Raw genomic sequence first — 19,729 nt, forward strand, 5'->3', positions numbered from 1 at the left:
TCAGCCGAGCAGCTTGACGATCGCGTCCGTCGTGTCCGTCTCACCGAGGCGGGGGAAGATCCGCTCGACGCTGTTGTCGTGGGCCTCGGCGCTCATGTCGGTGACCGCGTCCGTGGCGACGGTGACGTGATAGCCGTGCTCGTGGGCCGAGCGGGCGGTGGACTCGACACCGATGCTGGTCGCGATCCCGGCCACCACGACCTGCGTGATGCCGCGGCGGCGCAGCTGGAGGTCGAGGTCGGTGCCGTAGAAGGCGCCCCACTGCTGCTTGGTGACGACGATGTCGCCCTCGTCCGGGCCGAGTTCGGGAACGATCTCGGCCCAGTCGGCGGCCGGCTGCCCCGACCTGGCGGGGCCCTCCGTGCGGCCGGGGGCGCCGCCGGTGACGCGGACCAGGACGACCGGGAGGCCCTTGGCGCGGAAGGCGTCGGCGAGGGTCGCGGCGCGGGCGACGACCTCGGCGGCGGGGTGGGCGGTCGGCAGGCCGACGATGCCCTTCTGGAGGTCGACGACTACCAACGCGGTGTTCGGGTCGAGGGTGGTGGCGCTCATGGCTGGTGCTCCTTGCCTGGGTGGTGCCGGTGGGATCAGGTACGGCCGCGCAGGGCGCGGTCGGTGACGGTGAGGACGATGAGCAGCGCGCCCAGTACGGCGGCCACCCCGGCCATCAGGTGGAGGCCGTGGTCACCGGCCGACGGTCCGTACGCGAGCGCGATGAGACTGGACGCGGTGATGGCCCCGATGTACTGGGCCGTGCGCTGGAGACCCGCGGCGGAGCCGATGGACTCGGGCGGGGCGTAGGCCTGGACGGCTGCCTGGTTGCTCGTGCCGATCAGCCCCTGCGGGATGCCGAAGCAGGCACCGGCCAGCAGCAGGACGGCGACCGGGGTGTCGCCGGTGAGGAGCAGCAGCAGCCCGGACCCGGCGGTGAGCAGCACACAGGCCAGGACGAGCGGACCGCGGATGCCCTTCGTGCGGGCGCCCAGCAGCGAACAGACCAGCGCGGCGACGGACATCGGCAGCATCAGCAGCCCGGTGTGCCCGGACGAGTAGCCCCGGGCCTCCTCCAGCCACTGTGTGTACCCGTACATCACCACGTAGATCAGCAGGTAGCTGATCCCGTGCCGGAGGTACGTCCGCGAGAGCGCGCCGTTCCCCGCCAGCGTCCGCAGGTCGATGAAGGGCTCGGGGCTCTGCAGTTGCCACCGCACCAGCGCGGCGGTCAGCACGGCGAACGGCGCGAGCAGCCACCACATGGGGTGGGCGAGGTCGAGCAGGAAGAAGACGAGCACGGTCAGCGCGGTGGCGAAGAGACCGATGCCGAGCGGGTCCAGACCGAGTCGGGGCGCACTGCCGCCGGCGGCCCGCCCGCGCGCCGGGTCGGCGGGGATCCAGAGCAGCGCGGCCCCGAACGCGATCAGGGCGACGGGTACGTTGACGGCGAAGATGCCGCGCCAGCCGACGACCATGACCAGGAGCCCGCCGAGCGTGGGCCCGACGGCCGCGCTGCCGAGTGCGGCGAAGGAGAGCCGGGCCAGTACCGGGCGCGGGGTGGCCCGGCCGGTCCGGGCCGACTCGTCACGCAGGACGGCCATGGCGGCCGGGTAGGCGGCCGACGTGCCGATGCCGAGCAGGAGCCGGGACGCGATCAGCCACCCGAAGTCCGGTGCCACCGTCCCGACGACGCCGGAGGCGATGACGACGACGAGACCGGCGAGGAAGACGCGGCGGGGGCCGAGGACGTCGGCGAGCTTGCCGAGGACCGGCTGGGCGACGGCGCTCGCGAGGTAGAGGACCGAGATCAGCCAGGCGGTGTCGGCGGCGCCGATGCCGAAGTGGTGCCCGATCGCCACCAGTGCGGTGGAGATCATGGTGGTGTTGAGCGGGTTGAGCAGCGAGCCGAGCAGCAGCGGGGCGGTGAGCCGGGTACTGAACCCGGGGGCGGCCGCCGCCTGCTGCGGTGCCTGCCGGGTCGTCGCCGGGCGGAGCCCGTTGCGAGCGGTCATGAACCGACCAGGCGTTCGATGAGATCGGCGGCCTCGGCGACGGTGCGCCGCTGTGCCCCGTCCAGCTCGGCGGCGATGGCCTCGGCGAGCCAGTCGCGCTTGGCGGCCCTGACCCGGGCGAGGATCGTGCGACCCGGGTCCGTGATCGACATGACCGATTTGCGTCCGTCGACCGGGTCCGGCGCCCGCTCGACGAGCCCCTGCTCCGCCAGGGCGCCCAGGGTCAGCCGCATGGACTGGGGGCGCACGAACTCGGCACGGGCCAGATCGGCCGTGGTGGCCGGGCCCCCTTCCTCCAGCCGGGCCAGCACCGAGCGCTGGGTCGGCGTCAGCAGACTCTCCGAGGACGAGGAGCGCAGCCGGCGCAGCAGCCTGCCGACCACGGAGGCGAGATGGTCCGCCACCTCCTCCGCGGTCGGGTCGGCGGGCGTGGTTCCGGACGGTTGCGTCATGCCTCCACCGTAAAAGATGCACAAGCCATCTTGCAAGGTTGCCTGTCGATCTCGACCGGCCTTGCCCGCACACGGCCCGCGATCTAGGGTGAATGCGCTTTCATAGCGTGTACGTCGATGGTTGTACCGACACGTGTCGGTACGGAAGAAGAAGCGGACGGTCGGTCGAGTGAGCGCCCCAACGGTGTACGACGTCGCGGAGCGGTCGGGCGTCTCCATCGCCACGGTTTCGCGGGTCTACCGCACCCCGGAATCCGTGCGCGCCCAGACCCGCGAGCGGGTTCTGGAGGCGGCCCGGGAGCTCGGTTACGTACCGAGCGGCAACGCGCGCGGGCTGGCGAGCCGCACCACCGGTGTGCTCGGTCTGTGCTTCCCGGACTACGCCGACCCGGACGCCGAGGCCGACGCCGAGGCGGACAGCGACGCCGATGACGCGGTGATGCTCTACTCCGACCAGATCATCCGCGGCATGGAGCGCGCGGCCCGGCGGCACGGGTACGCGCTGCTGATCGCCGCGTCCCTGGAGGGCGGCCCGGAGAGTCTGGTCGCGAAGGTCGCGGGCCGGGTCGACGGTTTCGCCGTCCTGGCGCAGACCGTGCCGACCGAGGACCTCGAAGTGATATCGCGCCGGCTGCCGGTGGTGATGCTCGCCGGACCACGCGAGATCGACCATCTCGACCACATCGTCGTCGCCAACGCCGACGGTGAACGCGAGCTGACCCGCCACCTGATCGAGGACCACGGCCTGCGCCGGCTCGTCTTCGTCGGGGGTGACACCGATTCGCCCGACGCGGAGGCACGGTTCCGCGGCTTCCAGGAGGCGTGCCGGGACGGCGGCCTCCCGGTGCCGGACGAGCCTGCCCTCCGGACGACGATGATGAAGCAGGCCGAGGGCGCACTGGCGGCCGAAGCCCTGCTGGACCGGGGCGGGGAGCGGCCCGAGGCGATGCTGTTCGCCAACGACCAGATGGCGGTGGGCGCCCTGCGCGCCCTGGCCCGGCGCGGTGTGCGGGTACCCCAGGACATGGCGGTGACCGGCTTCGACGGCATTCCGCTCGGCAGGATCGTCCAGCCGTCCCTGACGACGGTGCGCCAGCCGATCCGCCGGCTGGGCGAGCAGGCGGTCGAACTGCTCGTGCAGCGCCTGAACGACACCGGCCGCGAGCCGGTGTCACTCACCCTTCCGGTCTCGGTGATCCGCCGGGCCAGCTGCGGCTGCGGCTGACGTGACGGAGGGGGCAGGCCACGCCCCCTCACCCGCCCCTTTCGGACCCGCGCATCGACACCGCTCCCCGTCCCCGCGGGGGCGGGCCTGCCGGACGGCCTCGGGCCACCTCTGGCGGCTGCCCGGCGGCTGATCCTCCAGGCGGCGCCCAGCTGCTCGCAGTTCGCCCCGCGGGAGCCGGCCGCCCTCGCCGCGATCACCGCCCGCCGCTCGACCTCCGGTTCGACCGCCTTCCTTCCGGGCAGCGAGGACCTCCGGCCACCTGGACCAGGTCGTCGCACCTACCGACGCCCGCTACTCCAGCCACTTCCCGAAGAACGTGCTGCGCGCCGCCACCAGCCCGGCCACGTCCTGCGCCAGCTCCTCGTACTCGAAGTGCCCCGCCGGCAGCACCAGCAGCTCCCGCTCCCCCGCCAGTGCGTTGTGCACGGCGAACTGGCCCGGCGGCGGCACGGACGGGTCGAACAGCGCGGCCGCCACCAGCGTCGGCAGCTCCACGAACCCCGCGGCCGTCGCAGCGTCGAAGTACCGCAGCACGTCCACGACTCCGGGGTGCTCGCGGCGGTGTCCCCGTACCGCCTCCCCGCTCCCCGCGCACGGCAGCGTCAGCCGCAGCGGGTGGTTGCCGAACGTGGGCACCGTCAGCTGCGCCGCCCCGAAGCGGTCGTCCCACGGCAGGGCCAGCGCACCGAGTCCGCCGCCGAAGCTCTCGCCGAGGTAGCCCAGCCTGCCCGGCCCGCCGAGCTCCGGCACCAGCTCCTGAAGCGCGGAGGCCGCGCACCACAGGTCCGCCACGCAGTCTCCGATGACATAGGTGTCACGCGATTCGATTCCGTGCAGCACATGCTCCGCGGAGACGTCGGGGATGCCCGCCACGAGACCGCGCGACCCCATCCCCCGTACGCAGGGCAGGATCGCCGCCGACGAGGGCAGTGGCAGCGGCACGTCGGGCCCCGGTTCCTGACGGCCCCCGTACCCGTGCCCGATGACGAACCCGTGGCGCACCGGCTCCGCGGCCGCGCTCTCCACCGGCAGCGCCAGCCAGCCGCCCAGGCGCACCCCGCCCACCGAGGTGTACGTCACACCGTGGATCCGCACGCCGTCGCGCTCGTCCTCCACCGGCCCCACCTCCGGGTCGGTCGCGACCTTGCGGGCCGCGTCGTACCGGGCCCGCCAGAAGTCCGCGAAGTCGTCGGGGGCGGGCGGCGCCGGCACGGCCGCCAGCTCGTCGAGGGTGCGCCCGTAGGCCGGATCGAAGGGGAAGTCGTGCACGAACGGAGTCATGATCACGACACTATCGCCGCTCGTTTCGCGGTGCGGACCCATTTCGACCCTGGGAATCAATGGTGCGGAATCGGTCACACCCTCACTTTTACTCCACACATCGCGCTTACCGTTCCAAGTTGAACATTCAGATGTCGCCCGCGTTGCACGAGTGTGACCAAGCACCCTCTTGCGGATTTCCGAATCTCTGCCGCAGAGTGATGTATGCGCTTACAGGCAGCGCATACATCCGGATTGCTCAAGGAGGAGCCCTCCATGTCCCGCACCGCCAGAACCGCCTCCACCGGCATCGGTATCGCTGTCGTGCTCTCCCTCGGCCTCACCGCGTGCGGCAGCTCCGGTGGCAAGGACGTCGCCGCGGACAGCAAGCAGACGCTCACCGTCTGGGCCATGGGGGCCGAGGGCGAGAAGCTCGCGGACGTGGCCAGGGTGTACGAGAAGGCCAACCCGAACATCACCGTCAAGGTGACCCCGGTCGGCTGGGACGTCGCCCACCAGAAGCTCGTCTCCGCGGCCGCCGCCGGCACCATGCCGGACGTGGCGCAGATGGGCGGCACGTACATGGGCGAGTTCTCCGAGCTCGGTGTCCTGGAGCCCGTCGACACCAAGACCTTCCAGGAGAAGGACTTCTTCCCGGCCGGCTGGCAGCAGGGCGAGGTGGACGGCCAGGCGTACGGCGTGCCGTGGTACGTCGACACCCGCGTCCTCTACTACCGCACCGACCTGGCCGAGAAGGCCGGCATCACCAAGGCTCCGACCGACTGGAAGGAGCTGCGGGACCTCGCCACCGCCTACCAGAAGAAGGCGGACACCAAGTGGGGCCTGTCCATCCAGCCCAGCGGCCTGGACACGGTGCAGAACTTCTACGCCTTCCTGTACTCGGCCGGCGGCGAGATCCTCAACGACAAGGGTGACGTCGTCATCGACAGCCCCGAGGCCGTCAAGGCGCTCAAGGAGTACGGCTCGTACTTCGACAAGGGGCTCTCCAACAAGTCCGTGCAGCCCGGCTACGACGTCGTGAAGGACTTCGGCAACGGCCGCGTCCCGATGTTCTTCGGCGGCCCCTGGCACGTCACCCTCCTGAACGAGGGCCAGCCGCAGCTCAAGGGCAAGTGGGCAGTGGCCAACATCCCCGCCGACAAGGACTCCCTCGCCCAGGCCGGCGGCTCCTCCCTGGTGGTCTCCAAGGACAGCGAGCACAAGGCCGCGGCCACCGCGTTCATCAAGTACCTGACGGACACCAAGGGCCAGGCCGACTGGTACAAGCGCACCAAGGACCTGCCGGCGAACACCAACGCCTGGGCGTCCGGTGACCTCGCCGACGACGCCGACCTGCAGATCTTCAAGAAGCAGATGGACACCGCCAAGCCCACCCCGTCGCTGCCCAACTGGACCGAGATCACCGACAAGGTCGACCAGGCCATCGCGAAGGTGACCCAGGGCAAGGCGTCCGCCGAGGACGCGCTGAAGACCGCGCAGTCCGAGATCGAAGGCCTCGTGAAGTAGCAGCCATGAGCACCACGACCGGAAAGGCCGCGCACGCGGCCAAGGTGCAGGCCGGGCCGGGGGCCACCGCGTCCCCGGCCACCGGGCCGAAGGGTTCCCGAAGTCGCAGGAAGCCCGCGATGGGCGTGCAGAACATGGCCGGCTGGCTGTTCTCCACTCCCTTCCTCGTGCTCTTCCTCGTCTTCATGGCCGTCCCGATCATCGCCACGCTGGTGATGAGCTTCACGGACTTCGGGCTGCGCAACGTGACGCACCCGCTGGACGCGAACTTCATCGGCTTCGAGAACTACACCGCGCTGTTCAGCGACGAGAAGTTCCTCAAGTCGCTGTTCAACACGGCGTACTTCGTGGTCGTCGGCGTCCCGCTGACGATCCTCCTCGGACTGGTCGTCGCCGTCCTGCTGAACAACGGCATCGACCGGGCCCGGACCTTCTTCCGCGTCGGCTTCTACGCCCCGGTCGTCACCACCATCGTCGCGGTCGCCGTCGTCTGGCGCTTCGTCCTCGATCCGAGCGACGGTCTCATCGCCGGTCTCTTCTCCGAGGTGGGCCTCACCGCGCCGGACTTCCTCGGTTCCGAGAAGCTCGCCATGCCGTCGATGATCGCGATGGCGGTCTGGCGCAACCTGGGCACGGTCATGGTGCTCTTCATCGCCGGTCTGCAGGCCATCCCCACCGAGGTGCGGGAGGCGGCGCGGCTGGACGGCGCCAACATCTGGCAGGAGTTCAAGGGCATCACCGTGCCGCTGCTGCGGCCCACGCTGCTCTACGCCACGGTGATCACCACCATCGGCTACCTCAACGTCTTCGAGGAACCGTTCGTGATGACGCAGGGCGGGCCCTCGGACTCGACGCTCACCGTCTCGCTGAACATGTACCGCGAGGGCTTCAACTTCTTCCACATGGGCTATGCGAGCGCCATGGCGTATGTCCTCTTCGTAGTGATCATGGGCATCACGGTGCTGCAGCTCCGACTGCTGAAGGACAACACGAAATGAGCGCCACCAGTGCACCGGGCGCCGTCCACACGGCGCCGCCGAAGAAGCCCGGGGACGCCGAGCAGCCGGGCGGGGAGAAGCGGCCGCGGTCGCTGAAGCGGGTCCTCGTCTACGTCCTGCTCTCGTTCGGCCTGCTGATCATGTCGGCGCCGTTCCTGTGGATGGCCCTGTCCGCGTTCAAGACGTCGAACGAGCTGACCGCGAGTCCGCCCGTCTGGATCCCGACAGAGTGGACCCTGGACAACTTCCGGGACCTGCTCGACAAGCTCGATCTGCCGCTGTACTTCATGAACTCGGTGATCGTCGCGGTGCTGGTCACCGTCTCGAACCTGGTGTTCTGCTCGATGCTCGGGTACGCGCTGGCCAAGCTGAACTTCGCCGGCCGCAACAAGATCTTCGGTCTGGTGCTCGGCGCCCTCATGGTGCCCGGCAACCTGATGCTGCTGCCGCTGTTCGTCCTGATGAGCAAGATGGGTCTGATCGACTCGTACGCCGGACTGGTGCTGCCGTTCGCGGCGGGCGCCTTCGGGGTCTTCCTCATGCGGCAGTTCATGCAGTCGATCCCCGACGAGCTGCTGGAAGCGGCCCGGATGGACGGCGCCGGCGAGTGGTACATCTTCTGGCGGATCGTGATGCCGCTGGTGAAGCCCGCCCTGGCGACGCTGTCGATCTTCACCTTCCTGGGGTCCTGGAACAACTTCGTCTGGCCGCTCATCGCGACCAACGACCCCGACAAGTACACCCTCCCGGTCGCCCTGGCGACGTTCGCCACCGACCCCAACAAGGCGGGCGGCTCCAACGGCATGCTGATGGCCGGGTCCTTCCTGATCGTGCTGCCGGTCCTGGTCGTGTTCATCGCGCTCCAGCGGCACTTCACCCAGGGCATCGCCACGGCGGGCATGAAGTAGCCCGCCCCGGGGCGGCCCCACCGCCCCACCGACACGTACGAGGCCGCGCACCCCGCACCCACCGCGCCGGCCGCACCCCTCACGCACCAGAAAGACAGTTTGCGATGACGCACACCCAGGTCCCGTTCCCCGAAGGCTTCCTGTGGGGCGCCTCCACGGCCGCCCACCAGATCGAGGGCAACAACACCAACAGCGACTGGTGGGTCAAGGAGCACACTGCGGGCACCCACATCCAGGAGCCCAGCCTGGACGCCTGCGACAGCTACCACCGCTGGCGCGAGGACATGGACGTGCTCGCCGGACTGGGCTTCACCGACTACCGGTTCTCCATCGAGTGGGCCCGTATCGAGCCCGCCGAGGGCCGGTTCTCCCGGGCCGAGCTCGCCCACTACCGCCGGATGGTCGAGGGCGCCATCGAGCGCGGGCTGCGCCCCATGGTCACCCTGCACCACTTCACCGTCCCCCAGTGGTTCGAGGCCCGCGGCGGCTTCACCTCCGAGGGCGCGACCGAGCTGTTCGCCCGCTACGTCGCGGCCTGCGCACCGGTCATCGGTGAAGGTGTCAGCCACGTCTGCACCATCAACGAGCCGAACATGATCGCCGTCATGGCGGGCCAGGCCAAGCGCGGCGACACCGGCTTCCCGCCCGCCGGCCTGCCGACCCCGGACGACGAGACCACCGTGGCCGTGATCGCCGCCCACCACGCGGCCGTCAAGGAGGTCAGGGCGATCAACGCCGACATCCAGGTCGGCTGGACCATCGCCAACCAGGTCTACCAGGCCCTCCCCGGCGCCGAAGAGGTCACCGCGGCCTACCGCCACCCCCGCGAGGACGTCTTCATCGAGGCCGCCCGCGGCGACGACTGGATCGGCGTGCAGTCCTACACCCGGACCATGATCGGAACCGACGGCCCGATCCCCACCGCGGACGACGTCGAGCGCACCCTCACGCAGTGGGAGTACTACCCCTCCGCCGTCGGCTACGCGCTGCGCCACACCGCCGACGTCGTGGGCCACGGCATGCCGCTGATCGTCACCGAGAACGGCATCGCCACCGATGTCGACAGCCGTCGCATCGACTACTACACCGGCGCGCTGAACGAGGTCGCCTCCGCGCTGGAGGACGGCCTCAACATCCAGGGCTACCTGGCGTGGAGCGCGCTCGACAACTACGAGTGGGGCTCCTACAAGCCCGCCTTCGGCCTCATCGGCTGGAACCCGGAGACGTTCGAGCGGCTGCCGAAGCCGTCCGCCGTCTGGCTCGGCGAGATGGGCCGGACGCGCGCCCTGCCGCGCGACGCCGGCTGACACCGGCCCCCGACCGGGAGCTCCTGACGGCTCCCGCCCGTACGGGGAGCCGGTGGAACCTGACCTCCGCCGGCTCCCGTACCGCGGTACCGACGCGACGCGGCCGCATCCGAACCCTGCCGGCCCGGCACCGGACGGAGCTCGTCCGTCCCGTCACCCGACTGGACGGCGGGCCGCGGCGCCGCACCCGTCACTCGCCGTACGCCGGAAGACCTCCGTGCGGAGCCGGACCCGGTGACGGACGCACCTGTACGACGTGGAGGGGGGTTCCGCCAGGACGCGTGCTGCGGTCCCCCGCCGGGTCGCGGGCCACCTGCGGCGGACATAGCCTCACGAACGTGACGCCGCCTGTGAGCCGAACCCGGACCCTCATACCGGGCCGGGCCCTGCTCGCCGTGCTGTTGACGGTGTGCTGGCTGGCCCTGTGCCCCGCGCCGGCAGCGCGCGCGGACGGGCCGATCACGCTGTCCCGCGACGGACAGATCACCGACAGGGTGGGCGCGCTCGGGGACCGCAAGGCCCAGGTCGTCACCGCGCTCGACCGGCTCTACGACCAGCGGCGCGTCCAGCTCTTCGTGGCGTACGTCCGTGACTTCTCCGGGCGGTCCGCGCAGGACTGGGCCGACACGACGGCCGACCGCAACGGACTCGGCCGCGACGACGTGCTGCTGGCCGTCGCCACCCACGACCGGCAGTACGCCTACTCCGTCGACCAGGACTCCCGCCTCACCGACGCACAGCTCCAGGACGTGGCGAGCACGGCCATCGAGCCGGCGCTCAGGGAGAACGACTGGGCGGGGGCCGCGATCGGCGCCGCCGACGGGTACTCCGCCGTTCTGACGGGTGCGCCCGTGCCCACCCCCACGATCACCCCGGGCGCCGACGACCCCGGGGCGGGGACGTCCGGCGGGACGAGTACCGGTGACCTGGTGCTGCCGATCGTCCTCGTCGGCGGTGCCGGGGCGGTCGCCGCGTACGCGTTCACCCGGCGCAGGCGGCGCGCCACCACGCGTACGACACCGGGCGCGACGGGCTGGGGGCCGGCCGGGGGCGGGCCGGACGAGCCGCAACAGCCGCCCACCCCGCTCCCCGAACTCGACGCCCGGGCCAAGGAGACGCTCGTCGACACGGACGACGCGGTCCGCACCAGCGACGAGGAACTCGGCTTCGCCACCGCCCAGTTCGGCGAGGAGGCCGCCGCGCCGTTCACCGAGGCGGTCGCCTACGCCAGGGGCGAGCTGACGGCTGCGTTCCGAGTGCGCCAGCAGCTCGACGACGCCTTCCCGGAGGACGACGCCACGCGTCGGCGGATGCTGGACGAGATCATCAGCCGCTGCGCAGACGCCGATGCCCGGCTGGACGCGGTCTCCGAGGACTTCGACCGGCTCAGGGAGCTGGAACGCGACGCCCCGCAGGCGCTCACGGCGGCCGAGGCCGCGTTCCGCTCGCTCGCCGGCCGGGTCTCCGCCGCCCAGGCCACGCTCGCCGCCCTGCGCGGCCGGTACGCGGAGTCGGCGTCGGCCCCGGTCGCGGACGGCATCGAGCAGGCCAAGGACCGCCTCGTCTTCGCGACGTCGTCGCTCAACCAGGCCCGACAGGCCGTGGACGGCGGGGACAACGCGGCGGCGGTGTACGTACGGGCCACCGAGGGTGCGGTCGGCCAGGCGGCCACCCTCGTCGACGCCGTCGACCGGCGCGCCCAGGAGCTGGACCAGGCGGCGGCCAGGCTGCCGGCCGCCCTCACGGAGACGGGGACGGACCTGGCCGACGCGGGCGGGTTGCTGGAGGGCACGGCGCAGGGGGTGTCCACCGCCGACCTCCGTGGCCGGATCGCCCGCGCGCAGTCGGTGGTCCGTGATGTGCGGGAGGAGATGGGGGCGGGGGCGTACGACCCGATCGACGCCCTGCGCAGGGTGGAGGAGGCGGACGCGGTGCTGGACGAGGCGCTGGCCGGTGCGCGCGAGCAGGAGCAGGGCAAGGGGCGGGCCCGCGCCCTGCTCGACCGGACGACGCTCACCGCGCGGTCCTCGGTCGCCGCCGCCGCCGACTACGTCACCACCAACCGGGGTGCGGTCGGCACCCGGGCCCGGACGCGGCTCGCGGAGGCCCAGCGACGGCTGGAGCGGGCCCGTGAGCTCGCAGGGGCGGACGATCCGCAGGCCGCGCTGGCCGAGGCGCAGCGGGCCGACGCCCTGGCCGGTGAGGCGCGGAGCCTTGCCGAACAGGACGTGCGCGCGTACGGGGGTGGCGGTCAGGGCGGCGGAATGCCGGGCGGCGGGGGCGGGGGCATGGGCGGCGCGGTCCTCGGCGGGATCATCCTCGGCGGGCTCCTGGGCGGCGGACGCGGCCGGGGAGGCGGGTTCGCGGGCGGCGGGATCGGAGGCGGGTACGGCGGTGGTGGTGGCTTCGGGGGCGGCGGTCCGGGCAGCTTCGGCGGCGGCGGGACGCGCGGCCGGCGGGGCGGTGGCGGCCGCTTCTGAAAGGCCACCCGTACACATCACCTTGCAGAGCAGAACCGGACACTCAGGAGAGGTGCCATGACCAAGCAGACCATCCTCGGACGCGTCACCCAGCTCGCGAAGGCCAACATCAACGCCCTGCTCGACCAGGCGGAGGACCCGCAGAAGATGCTGGACCAGCTGATCCGCGACTACACGTCCAACATCTCGGAGGCCGAGCAGGCCGTGGCCGCCACCATCGGCAATCTGCGTCTGATGGAGCAGGACCACCGGGAGGACGTGGCGGCGGCCCAGGAGTGGGGCGGCAAGGCGCTCGCGGCCAGCCGCAAGGCCGACGAACTGCGGGCGGGCGGGTCGGGTCCCGAGGCCGACAAGTTCGACAACCTGGCCAAGATCGCGCTCGGCCGCCAGCTCCAGTCGGAGAAGGAGGCGAGGACCGCGGAGCCCACCATCGCCGCCCAGACCGAGGTGGTGGAGAAGCTGAAGTCCGGCCTGGACCAGATGAAGGCGAAGCTGACGGAGCTGAAGTCCAAGCGTGACGAGCTGGTCGCCCGCGCCAAGTCCGCCCAGGCCCAGAACCAGATGATGGACTCCGTGAAGAGCATCGACGTCCTGGACCCGACCAGCGAGATCAGCCGGTTCGAGGACAAGGTGCGGCGCGAGGAGGCGAGGGCACTCGGCAAGCAGGAGCTCGCCGCGTCGTCGCTGGACGCCCAGTTCGAGCAGTTGGACGCGTTGGGCGACAGCGCCGAGGTGGAGGCGCGCCTCGCCGCGCTGAAGACCTCTGCGTGAGAGGGCCCGAAATCAGAACATGCTGAGCAGTTCCTCCACCGTGCGCTCGGCGACCGGTGCGCCGTCGGGCAGCGGGAGTTCGAACCAGACGGTCTTGCCGCGCGGTGTCCTGCGCGATCCCCAGGCCGCACTCAGCAGCCCGACCAGCTGGAGTCCGCGGCCACCCTCGTCCGTGTCGCGGGCACGCCGGCGCCGCGGCTGGACGAGGCCCGCGTCCCACACCTCGCACACGAGGGTGCGATCGCGCAGCAGCCTGAGCCGGATCTCGCCCTCGCCGTACCGCAGGGCGTTGGTGACCAGCTCGCTGACCAGCAGTTCAGTGGTGTCCACCAGGTCGTCGAGGTCCCAGGCGATCAGCCGGCCGCGGGCCAGTTCCCGGGCGCGCCCGACCGAGCGGGGCTCGCGGGGCAGCCGCCAGTCGCCGACGGCGTCGGCCGACAGCCCCTGGATGCGGGCCATCAGCAGAGCGATGTCGTCCTCGCCGTGCCGGGTGTCCAGCGAGCTCAGCACGTGGTCGCAGACGTCTTCGAGGGGCCGGTCCGGTTCGACGAGGGCTCCGCGCAGCGCTTCGAGGCCCTCGTCCAGGGGATGGTCGCGGGACTCGACGAGGCCGTCGGTGTAGAGGGCGAGGAGGGCGCCCTCCTTGAGCTCCACCTCGACCTCCTCGAAGGGCTCGCCGCCGACGCCGAGCGGCATGCCCGGCGGGACGTCGAGGAGCAGCGCGGCTTCGCCCGGCTCGACGACGGCGGGCGGGAGGTGGCCTGCGTTGGCGAAGGTGCAGCGCCGGGTGACGGGGTCGTAGACGGCGTAGATGCAGGTCGCCAGGTAGACCTCGGAGAGGTCCGCCTCGCGCGACTTGTGGGCGGCCCGCGAGGGCCACTGGGCGCCGCCGCCCACATCGGACGAGGTGCCCGCGCCGGGGGTGCCGAGGCCCCGGGCGACCTCGTCGAGCGCGGAGAGCACCTCGGCGGGCTCCAGGTCGAGGAGCGCCAGGGTCCGTACGGCGGTACGCAGTTCGCCCATGGCCACGGCGGCGCGCAGTCCGCGGCCCATGACGTCGCCGACGACGAGGGCGGTGCGGTGGCCGGGGAGCTCGATCACGTCGAACCAGTCGCCGCCCACCTCGGTCGCCGTGTTGCCGGGCAGATAGCGGCAGGCGATGTCGAGGCCGGCCGCCTCGGGGTCGCCGGGGGGCAGGAGGCTGCGCTGGAGTATCAGCGCGCGTTCGTGCTCACGACGGTAGAGGCGGGCGTTGTCGATGCAGACGGCTGCGCGTGCGGCCAGTTCGGTGGCCAGGGCGCGGTCCCGTTCACCGAAGGGCTCGCTGCCCTTCGTACGCGAGAAGCGCACGAGGCCGACCACGGTGTCGTGGGCGACCAGCGGCACGGCGAGTGTGGACTGGACGAAGCCGCGGTCGTCGCCTGGCACGTCCTCCACACGGCCGGTTCGCAGGGCGACGGCGCAGGGCGAACCGAAGGAGTAGCGGTGCACGGCGCCGAGCACGGGCGGGCTGTCGGCGGGCCGGGGTTCGGCGTCGGACGAGGCGTCCGCCGACTCGGGCAGGGCGTCGGACACGGCGCTGGCATAGGCCACGCGGCGCAGTTCCGCGGAACCGCCGACCGCTTCCCGGTGCGGGGAGCCCACGCTGCCCGGCGCCGTCTCCTCCCCGGTGAGCAGGGCCTGGTAGAGGTCGACCGACGCGAGGTCGCAGAAGCCGGGTACGGCGACGTCGAGGAGCTCGCGGGCGGTCGTCTCCAGATCGAGGGAGTTGCCGATGCGGGCGCTCGCCTCGTTGAGCAGGGCGAGGTTGCGCCGGGCGCTGGCGGCCTCGCGGGCGGCGATGTGGCGCCGGGTCACATCGGTGGCCAGTCCGGCGATGCCGATGGGACGGCCCGATCCGCTGTGCACCCGGTAGAGGTTCATCGACCAGTGGCGGCGCTCGGTGTCGCCGGGAGCGGTACCGACGAGCTGAAGGTCGGTGACGGAGTTGCCCGTGGCCAGGACGTGTTCGAGCGTGGCCGTCAGCCTGGCCGCCTCCGTGCCTGTGAGGTAGTCGTCGACCGTGCGGCCGCGGTGGTCGTCCGCCCGGCCGCCGAAGACCGTGGCGAACCGCTCGTTGGAACGCACCACGGTGAGGTCGGTGCCGAACAGTACGAAGCCGAAAGGGGATTGTCCGAAAATCGCCTGTGAGGCGGCGAGGTCCGTCTCGATGAGGCGCAGCGCGCGGACGTCCACGACGATACAGACGGCGGCCCGTTCACCCGTCCGCGTCTCGCTCGGCATCACATAGATCTCGGCGAGCCCGTGCACGGCGTCCTCGCCCGGCATCCGGAAGGGGACGAGGCCGGTCCACTCCTTGCCGTCGAGCACCTCGCCGACCCGCCGGTGGCCGTCCTGGCGCAGTTCGGCGGGTATGAAGGCCTCGACCGGGTCCCTGCCCACGGCCTCGTGAGCGGCAACGCCGAAGAGGCCGGCGGCCCGGCGGCTCCACTGCTCGATCAGGCCATCGGGGCCGATCGAGAAGGAGGCGACCCTGATGTAGTCGTAGATCGAGCCAGGCGGACTGCTCTGCCACACGACGTCGCCCGCTGTCCCAGGTATTTCGCTCACGCGACCGTCCCCTCCAGCTCACACACCGGACCGGTCCTGCCCGCAGTATTCAGCACTACGGCCCCGACCGACACGGCGTTCACGATCACAGCACGGTCTCAGTCCGTTTCGGCCAGATTCTGACCGGCCGATTCCGACCGGCTTTCCGTGATCGCTGTTCGTCCCACCTCACTCCTAACCAGGCAGGGCCAGCTCGAACCACACCGTTTTGCCGCTCTTTCCACGCCGGGTCCCCCAGCGGCGGGCCGAACACGCCACGAGTTGCAGTCCTCGGCCGCCCTCGTCGTCGGGTCCAGCCGTACGTTCGGTAGGTGGATCCGGAAGCGGATCGGAGACTTCCACGAGCAGGCCGGGGTGTGCCGCGGTGCCTTCGCCATCGGGGTGGGGGCGTACCAGCCGCACCCCGATGGGTCCCGCGGTGTACCGCATCGAGTTGGTCACGAGCTCGCTGACCAGCAGAACCGTCACGTCACCGACGGTCGCGTCCAGCCCCCAGGAGCGCAGTGCCTCGTGGACGGCGTGTCGTGCCGTGCGCACGGCACCGGGAACAGCCGGAAAGCTCCACTCGGCGCAGTCGCCTTCGGTATCGATCACGCCGTTCACGTCCCAAGACCAGCAGCGGGAACGCCCTGTTTGCCGGGGCTAAACACCACATACCCGAAATACGTGACGAAATACCGCCGCTGTCGACACGTGGGGCGTACGGGTGTAGGGGCGCGCGCACGAACGGCTGCACGTGTAAGGAAGGGGGCGCACAGGACCGGGGCCGGGCGCTCCACTCAGCGATGTGCGCCGCCGGGCTGCCGGCGTACGGCTTCCGCGACCGCGGGCACGTCCTGTTCCAGCCAGTCCACCGTGCCGCTCTCGCCCGGTCCGAGCCAGCGCAGCTCGTCGTGGTCCTGAAGCGGCGCGGGCACACCGGACACCAGCCGGGCAGTCCACACGTGCAGCACATAGCCGGGCTTGAGCGGCCACGCTCCGGGGATGCGCTCCAGCAGCTCCGCCTCGATGCCCAGCTCCTCGCGGAGCTCGCGGACGAGCGCCTGCTCGCCACTCTCCCCCGGCTCCGTCTTGCCGCCGGGCAGTTCCCATCGGCCGGCCAGCTCCGGCGGAGCACTGCGGCGCGCGGCCAGCAGCCGCCCCCGGTCGAAGACGGCCCCGGCCACCACCACGCGATCTGTCATGGTGCGGAGCGTAATACCCCGTCACGAACGCCTGGAAAGCGCCGCAAGGGGCGCACTACGGGCGGGCGGTCTGCCCTGCGCGCTCCACCCAGTAGAGCTGCTTGTGGCCGCGGTCCTGCAGTTTGTCCGCGGTCCGCTGCGCCTCGTCCTGCGTGGCATACCTGCCCACGCGGTAGCGGTTGCCGTTGTCGTCCTGCCGTATCACCAGCCAAGGGAGCACGGCACCGCTGTCGCTCATCGCGCCCCTACCGAGCATTGCGCCCCTCCCCTGAACGGCGTGCACGTCTCTAAGGATCCCCAGGAAACCGCAGTACGCATATGCCCGAGCCTACGCCTGACCTTTACTCAACGCATGCGTAATTGCACAAAGAGGCACCGATCCGGCCAGGAGTGGACCAACGCACTGGGGGCGCATCCTTTTGGATGCGCCCCCAGTCTCCCGCTTCACCCCCGCAGACCCGAACGGGCCCCAGCGAAAGGGACATGACAAGCCGTCACGCGCGGCGGACGCCCGGCCGAGAGGTCCGGGCGAGCACGGTCACCGGACCGGAAGGTGGTAGGCGATCCGGTAGCGATCGGCCGGCACCACCACGTCAGCGGTCTCGACCGGGCGGCCCGACGCGTAGAACGTCCGCTCAATGACCATCACCACGTGCCCCGGCACCCCGCCGAGCGCCAGGAGCTCCTCCGCCAGCCCCGGGCGCGCGCCGACCTGTTCGGCCACGTTGTCCACGACGACATCGATCGCGGCCATCCGCTCGACCACCCCGCAGCCGCCCAGGGGGCCCTCTTCCGGCAGCATCACCGGGGTGCGCCCCGTGACCGCGAGGGTCTCCCAGGAGGTGGAGAGCATCATCGGCTCGCCGGCGTCCCGGAACACGTAGCGCGTGCGCATGACGCGGTCGCCCGGCTCGATCCCGAGCCGCTCGGCGATCTCCGGGCTCGCGCCCTCCTGTTCACTGCGGGACTCCCAGGTCCCGCGCGCACCCTCCGCCGTCTGCTCCTGCCGGAACGGACTGGCCCCGGCCTCCGACCGGAAGCCGGAACGGGCGATCCGGCGCGGGACCGGGCGCTCCCGCACATAGGTGCCGGAGCCGGAGCGGCCCTCGACCAGCCCCTCGGCCATCAGCACCTTGCGCGCCTCCAGCGCGACGGTGTCCGAGACGCCGTACTCCTCGCGGATACGCGCCTGCGACGGCAGGCGAGTATGCGGCGGCAGCGAACCGTTGACGATCTTCTCTCTCAGATCGCTCGCAACGCGCAGATAGGCGGGCTGCTCACCGAAAGTCACAGGCCACTCCCCAAGAGGTTGACAGACTGCAACAGCGTCGCAACCGTCGGTTCAAGACTGCAAGCGCAGGCCAGAGTTTCACTCGAAGTGATGATTCGTCCCCGGCGTGCGCATATCCCGCCCCGGCCGCCACGGCACCCCCGGCCGTCCCGGTTCGCCGCACCCCTTGACCTCGTTTGGTCCAGACCAATAGCTTCCTCTCCACACGGCACAGCACGCACCCCCCGCACATGCCTTCCCACGGCACGACCACGTACCTCCCGCACATGCCTCCGCGCATGCACACGCACAGGAACGGGCCTCATGCGTCGAAGAACCCTGTCCGGACTGGCCATTGCCGCCTGCGCCTTCTCGCTGGCCGCCACCCTCGCCCCCGCCGCCAACGCCACCGCGGGACACGGCCAGGAGCGCCGCGCGGACCACGGGAAGGACAGCCACCACAGCTCGGCGCCCGCCTACAAGCGCGTCGGCTACTTCACCCAATGGGGCGTCTACGGACGCGACTTCCAGGTCAAGGATCTGGAGACGAGCGGCACGGCGGCCAAGCTCACCCACATCAACTACTCGTTCGGCAACGTCAGCGCCGACGGCAAGTGCTTCACGGGCAACGTGCCCGGCGAGGCCGACGCCTGGGCCGACTACGTCCGCCCGCTGGACGCCGCCGGCTCGGTGGACGGCGTCGCCGACACCGACGACCAGCCCCTCGCCGGCAACTTCAACCAGCTGCGCGAGCTCAAGGCCGAGCACCCCGGCCTCAAGGTGATGATCTCGCTCGGCGGCTGGAGCTGGTCCACGCACTTCTCGGACGCCGCCAGAACGGCCGCCTCCCGCAAGGCGTTCGTCTCCTCCTGCATCGACCTGTACATCAAGGGCAACCTGCCGGTGGACGGGACCCGCGGCGGCGAGGGCGCGGCAGCCGGCCTCTTCGACGGGGTGGACATCGACTGGGAATGGCCGGGATCCGCCGGTGACTCCGACACCGTGTACCGCCCGGAGGACAAGCGGAACTTCACCGCCCTGGTGCACGAGTTCCGTACCCAGCTCGACGCGTACGCGAAGAGCAGCGCGGCTTCGCGCAAGGGTGGCCACCACGGATCGAAGCCCAGGCACTACGACCTCTCGGCGTTCGTGCCCACGTCCCCCGAGAAGATCGACGCCGGCTTCGACGTCCCGCGCATCATGCGGGACTTCGACTTCGTGAACCTCCAGGGCTACGACTTCCACGTATCGGGCGAGCAGACGACCGCGCAGCAGTCCGCGCTCTACGCGAGGGGCGACTTCAGCGTCGACCAGACCGTGCGCGCCTGGCTGCAGCGTGGCGCCCCGGCCCGCAAGCTCGTGATGGGGATGCCGTTCTACGGACAGGGCTGGACCGGTGTGACCGGCGGCGGAGACGGCCTCGGCCAACCCGCCACGGCCCCCGCTCCCGCCACCTGGGCAGCCGGTTACGAGGACTACAAGGCTCTCAAGAAGCTGGCCGAATCCGGTACGTACACGGTCCACCGCAATGTCCGTGACGGCAGCGCCTGGCTGTTCGACGGCACCACCCTGTGGACGTACGACGACCCGCAGGTCCTGCGCACCAAGACCGCGTACATCCGCGACCACCGGCTCGGTGGTGCGATGTTCTGGTCGCTGGACGGTGACACGGAGGACGGTGAGCTGATGACCGCCGTCGACCGCGGACTCTCCCAGCGGTAGGGACCC

General features: G+C 71.2%; 17 protein-coding genes. 8 read left to right on the forward strand and 9 right to left on the reverse strand.

Translation table 11 applies throughout. The features are described 5' to 3' along the window. Genes OG538_RS12415 through OG538_RS12425 form a run of 3 tightly spaced genes read right to left on the reverse strand, consistent with a single transcriptional unit; the run spans position 1 to position 2,458 of the window. Entirely contained in the window at positions 1-552 is a 552-nt protein-coding gene (locus tag OG538_RS12415) for an isochorismatase family protein (protein WP_406092992.1), read from the reverse strand. Positions 553-587: 35 nt separating this feature from the next. After that, positions 588-2,006: an MFS transporter gene (locus OG538_RS12420; RefSeq protein ID WP_406092994.1), complete on the reverse strand. Its 1,419-nt coding sequence runs from the start codon at positions 2,004-2,006 to the stop codon at positions 588-590. Beyond that, positions 2,003-2,458, reverse strand: coding sequence for a MarR family winged helix-turn-helix transcriptional regulator (locus tag OG538_RS12425; protein ID WP_406092996.1), 456 nt, complete (start codon positions 2,456-2,458; stop codon positions 2,003-2,005). Before OG538_RS12425 ends, OG538_RS12420 begins: the two co-directional genes overlap by 4 nt. A 169-nt stretch (positions 2,459-2,627) precedes the next feature. On the opposite strand from OG538_RS12425, the gene OG538_RS12430 reads away from it, so the two are divergent. Next, positions 2,628-3,683, forward strand: coding sequence for a LacI family DNA-binding transcriptional regulator (locus OG538_RS12430; protein WP_406092997.1), 1,056 nt, complete (start codon positions 2,628-2,630; stop codon positions 3,681-3,683). Positions 3,684-3,977: 294 nt separating this feature from the next. On the opposite strand, the gene OG538_RS12435 is transcribed toward OG538_RS12430, so the two are convergent. After that, the gene (locus tag OG538_RS12435; protein WP_406092999.1) at positions 3,978-4,967 is read right to left on the reverse strand and encodes an acetylxylan esterase; all 990 of its coding nucleotides are present in this window, start codon (positions 4,965-4,967) and stop codon (positions 3,978-3,980) included. Between the two features lie 255 nt (positions 4,968-5,222). Here OG538_RS12435 and OG538_RS12440 point away from each other — a divergent pair, with 255 nt between their 5' ends. The 6 genes from OG538_RS12440 (at position 5,223) to OG538_RS12465 (ending at position 12,937) form a co-directional block, all read left to right on the forward strand. After that, positions 5,223-6,473 (forward strand): sugar ABC transporter substrate-binding protein, encoded by a 1,251-nt coding sequence (locus OG538_RS12440; RefSeq protein WP_406093001.1) that lies wholly within the window; start codon positions 5,223-5,225, stop codon positions 6,471-6,473. A gap of 5 nt (positions 6,474-6,478) precedes the next feature. Continuing rightward, positions 6,479-7,471 (forward strand): carbohydrate ABC transporter permease, encoded by a 993-nt coding sequence (locus OG538_RS12445; protein WP_406093003.1) that lies wholly within the window; start codon positions 6,479-6,481, stop codon positions 7,469-7,471. After that, positions 7,468-8,379 (forward strand): carbohydrate ABC transporter permease, encoded by a 912-nt coding sequence (locus tag OG538_RS12450; RefSeq protein WP_406093005.1) that lies wholly within the window; start codon positions 7,468-7,470, stop codon positions 8,377-8,379. The genes OG538_RS12445 and OG538_RS12450 overlap by 4 nt, the downstream gene beginning before the upstream one ends. Before the next feature lie 104 nt (positions 8,380-8,483). Next, positions 8,484-9,686: a glycoside hydrolase family 1 protein gene (locus OG538_RS12455; protein ID WP_406093008.1), complete on the forward strand. Its 1,203-nt coding sequence runs from the start codon at positions 8,484-8,486 to the stop codon at positions 9,684-9,686. A gap of 350 nt (positions 9,687-10,036) precedes the next feature. Beyond that, positions 10,037-12,166: a TPM domain-containing protein gene (locus OG538_RS12460; protein WP_406100097.1), complete on the forward strand. Its 2,130-nt coding sequence runs from the start codon at positions 10,037-10,039 to the stop codon at positions 12,164-12,166. A gap of 57 nt (positions 12,167-12,223) precedes the next feature. After that, on the forward strand, positions 12,224-12,937 hold the full coding sequence (locus tag OG538_RS12465) for a PspA/IM30 family protein (protein WP_406093010.1): 714 nt from the start codon (positions 12,224-12,226) through the stop codon (positions 12,935-12,937). A gap of 12 nt (positions 12,938-12,949) precedes the next feature. On the opposite strand, the gene OG538_RS12470 is transcribed toward OG538_RS12465, so the two are convergent. The 5 genes from OG538_RS12470 to OG538_RS12490 form a co-directional block, all read right to left on the reverse strand. Continuing rightward, positions 12,950-15,514: a SpoIIE family protein phosphatase gene (locus tag OG538_RS12470; RefSeq protein WP_406100098.1), complete on the reverse strand. Its 2,565-nt coding sequence runs from the start codon at positions 15,512-15,514 to the stop codon at positions 12,950-12,952. Between the two features lie 207 nt (positions 15,515-15,721). Further along, positions 15,722-16,150 (reverse strand): ATP-binding protein, encoded by a 429-nt coding sequence (locus tag OG538_RS12475; RefSeq protein ID WP_406093011.1) that lies wholly within the window; start codon positions 16,148-16,150, stop codon positions 15,722-15,724. 176 nt (positions 16,151-16,326) lie between these two features. Continuing rightward, positions 16,327-16,731, reverse strand: coding sequence for a (deoxy)nucleoside triphosphate pyrophosphohydrolase (locus OG538_RS12480; RefSeq protein ID WP_406093013.1), 405 nt, complete (start codon positions 16,729-16,731; stop codon positions 16,327-16,329). 55 nt (positions 16,732-16,786) lie between these two features. Continuing rightward, positions 16,787-16,987 (reverse strand): SPOR domain-containing protein, encoded by a 201-nt coding sequence (locus OG538_RS12485; protein ID WP_406093015.1) that lies wholly within the window; start codon positions 16,985-16,987, stop codon positions 16,787-16,789. 282 nt (positions 16,988-17,269) lie between these two features. After that, positions 17,270-18,022: a GntR family transcriptional regulator gene (locus tag OG538_RS12490; RefSeq protein WP_406093016.1), complete on the reverse strand. Its 753-nt coding sequence runs from the start codon at positions 18,020-18,022 to the stop codon at positions 17,270-17,272. 303 nt (positions 18,023-18,325) lie between these two features. Here OG538_RS12490 and OG538_RS12495 point away from each other — a divergent pair, with 303 nt between their 5' ends. After that, a complete protein-coding gene (locus OG538_RS12495; protein ID WP_406093018.1) occupies positions 18,326-19,723 on the forward strand; it encodes a glycoside hydrolase family 18 protein in 1,398 nt (465 codons plus the stop codon). Positions 19,724-19,729: the final 6 nt, after the last annotated feature.

It is taken from the genome of Streptomyces sp. NBC_01013 (genome assembly GCF_045162765.1).
Taxonomy (GTDB): Bacteria; Actinomycetota; Actinomycetes; order Streptomycetales; family Streptomycetaceae; genus Streptomyces.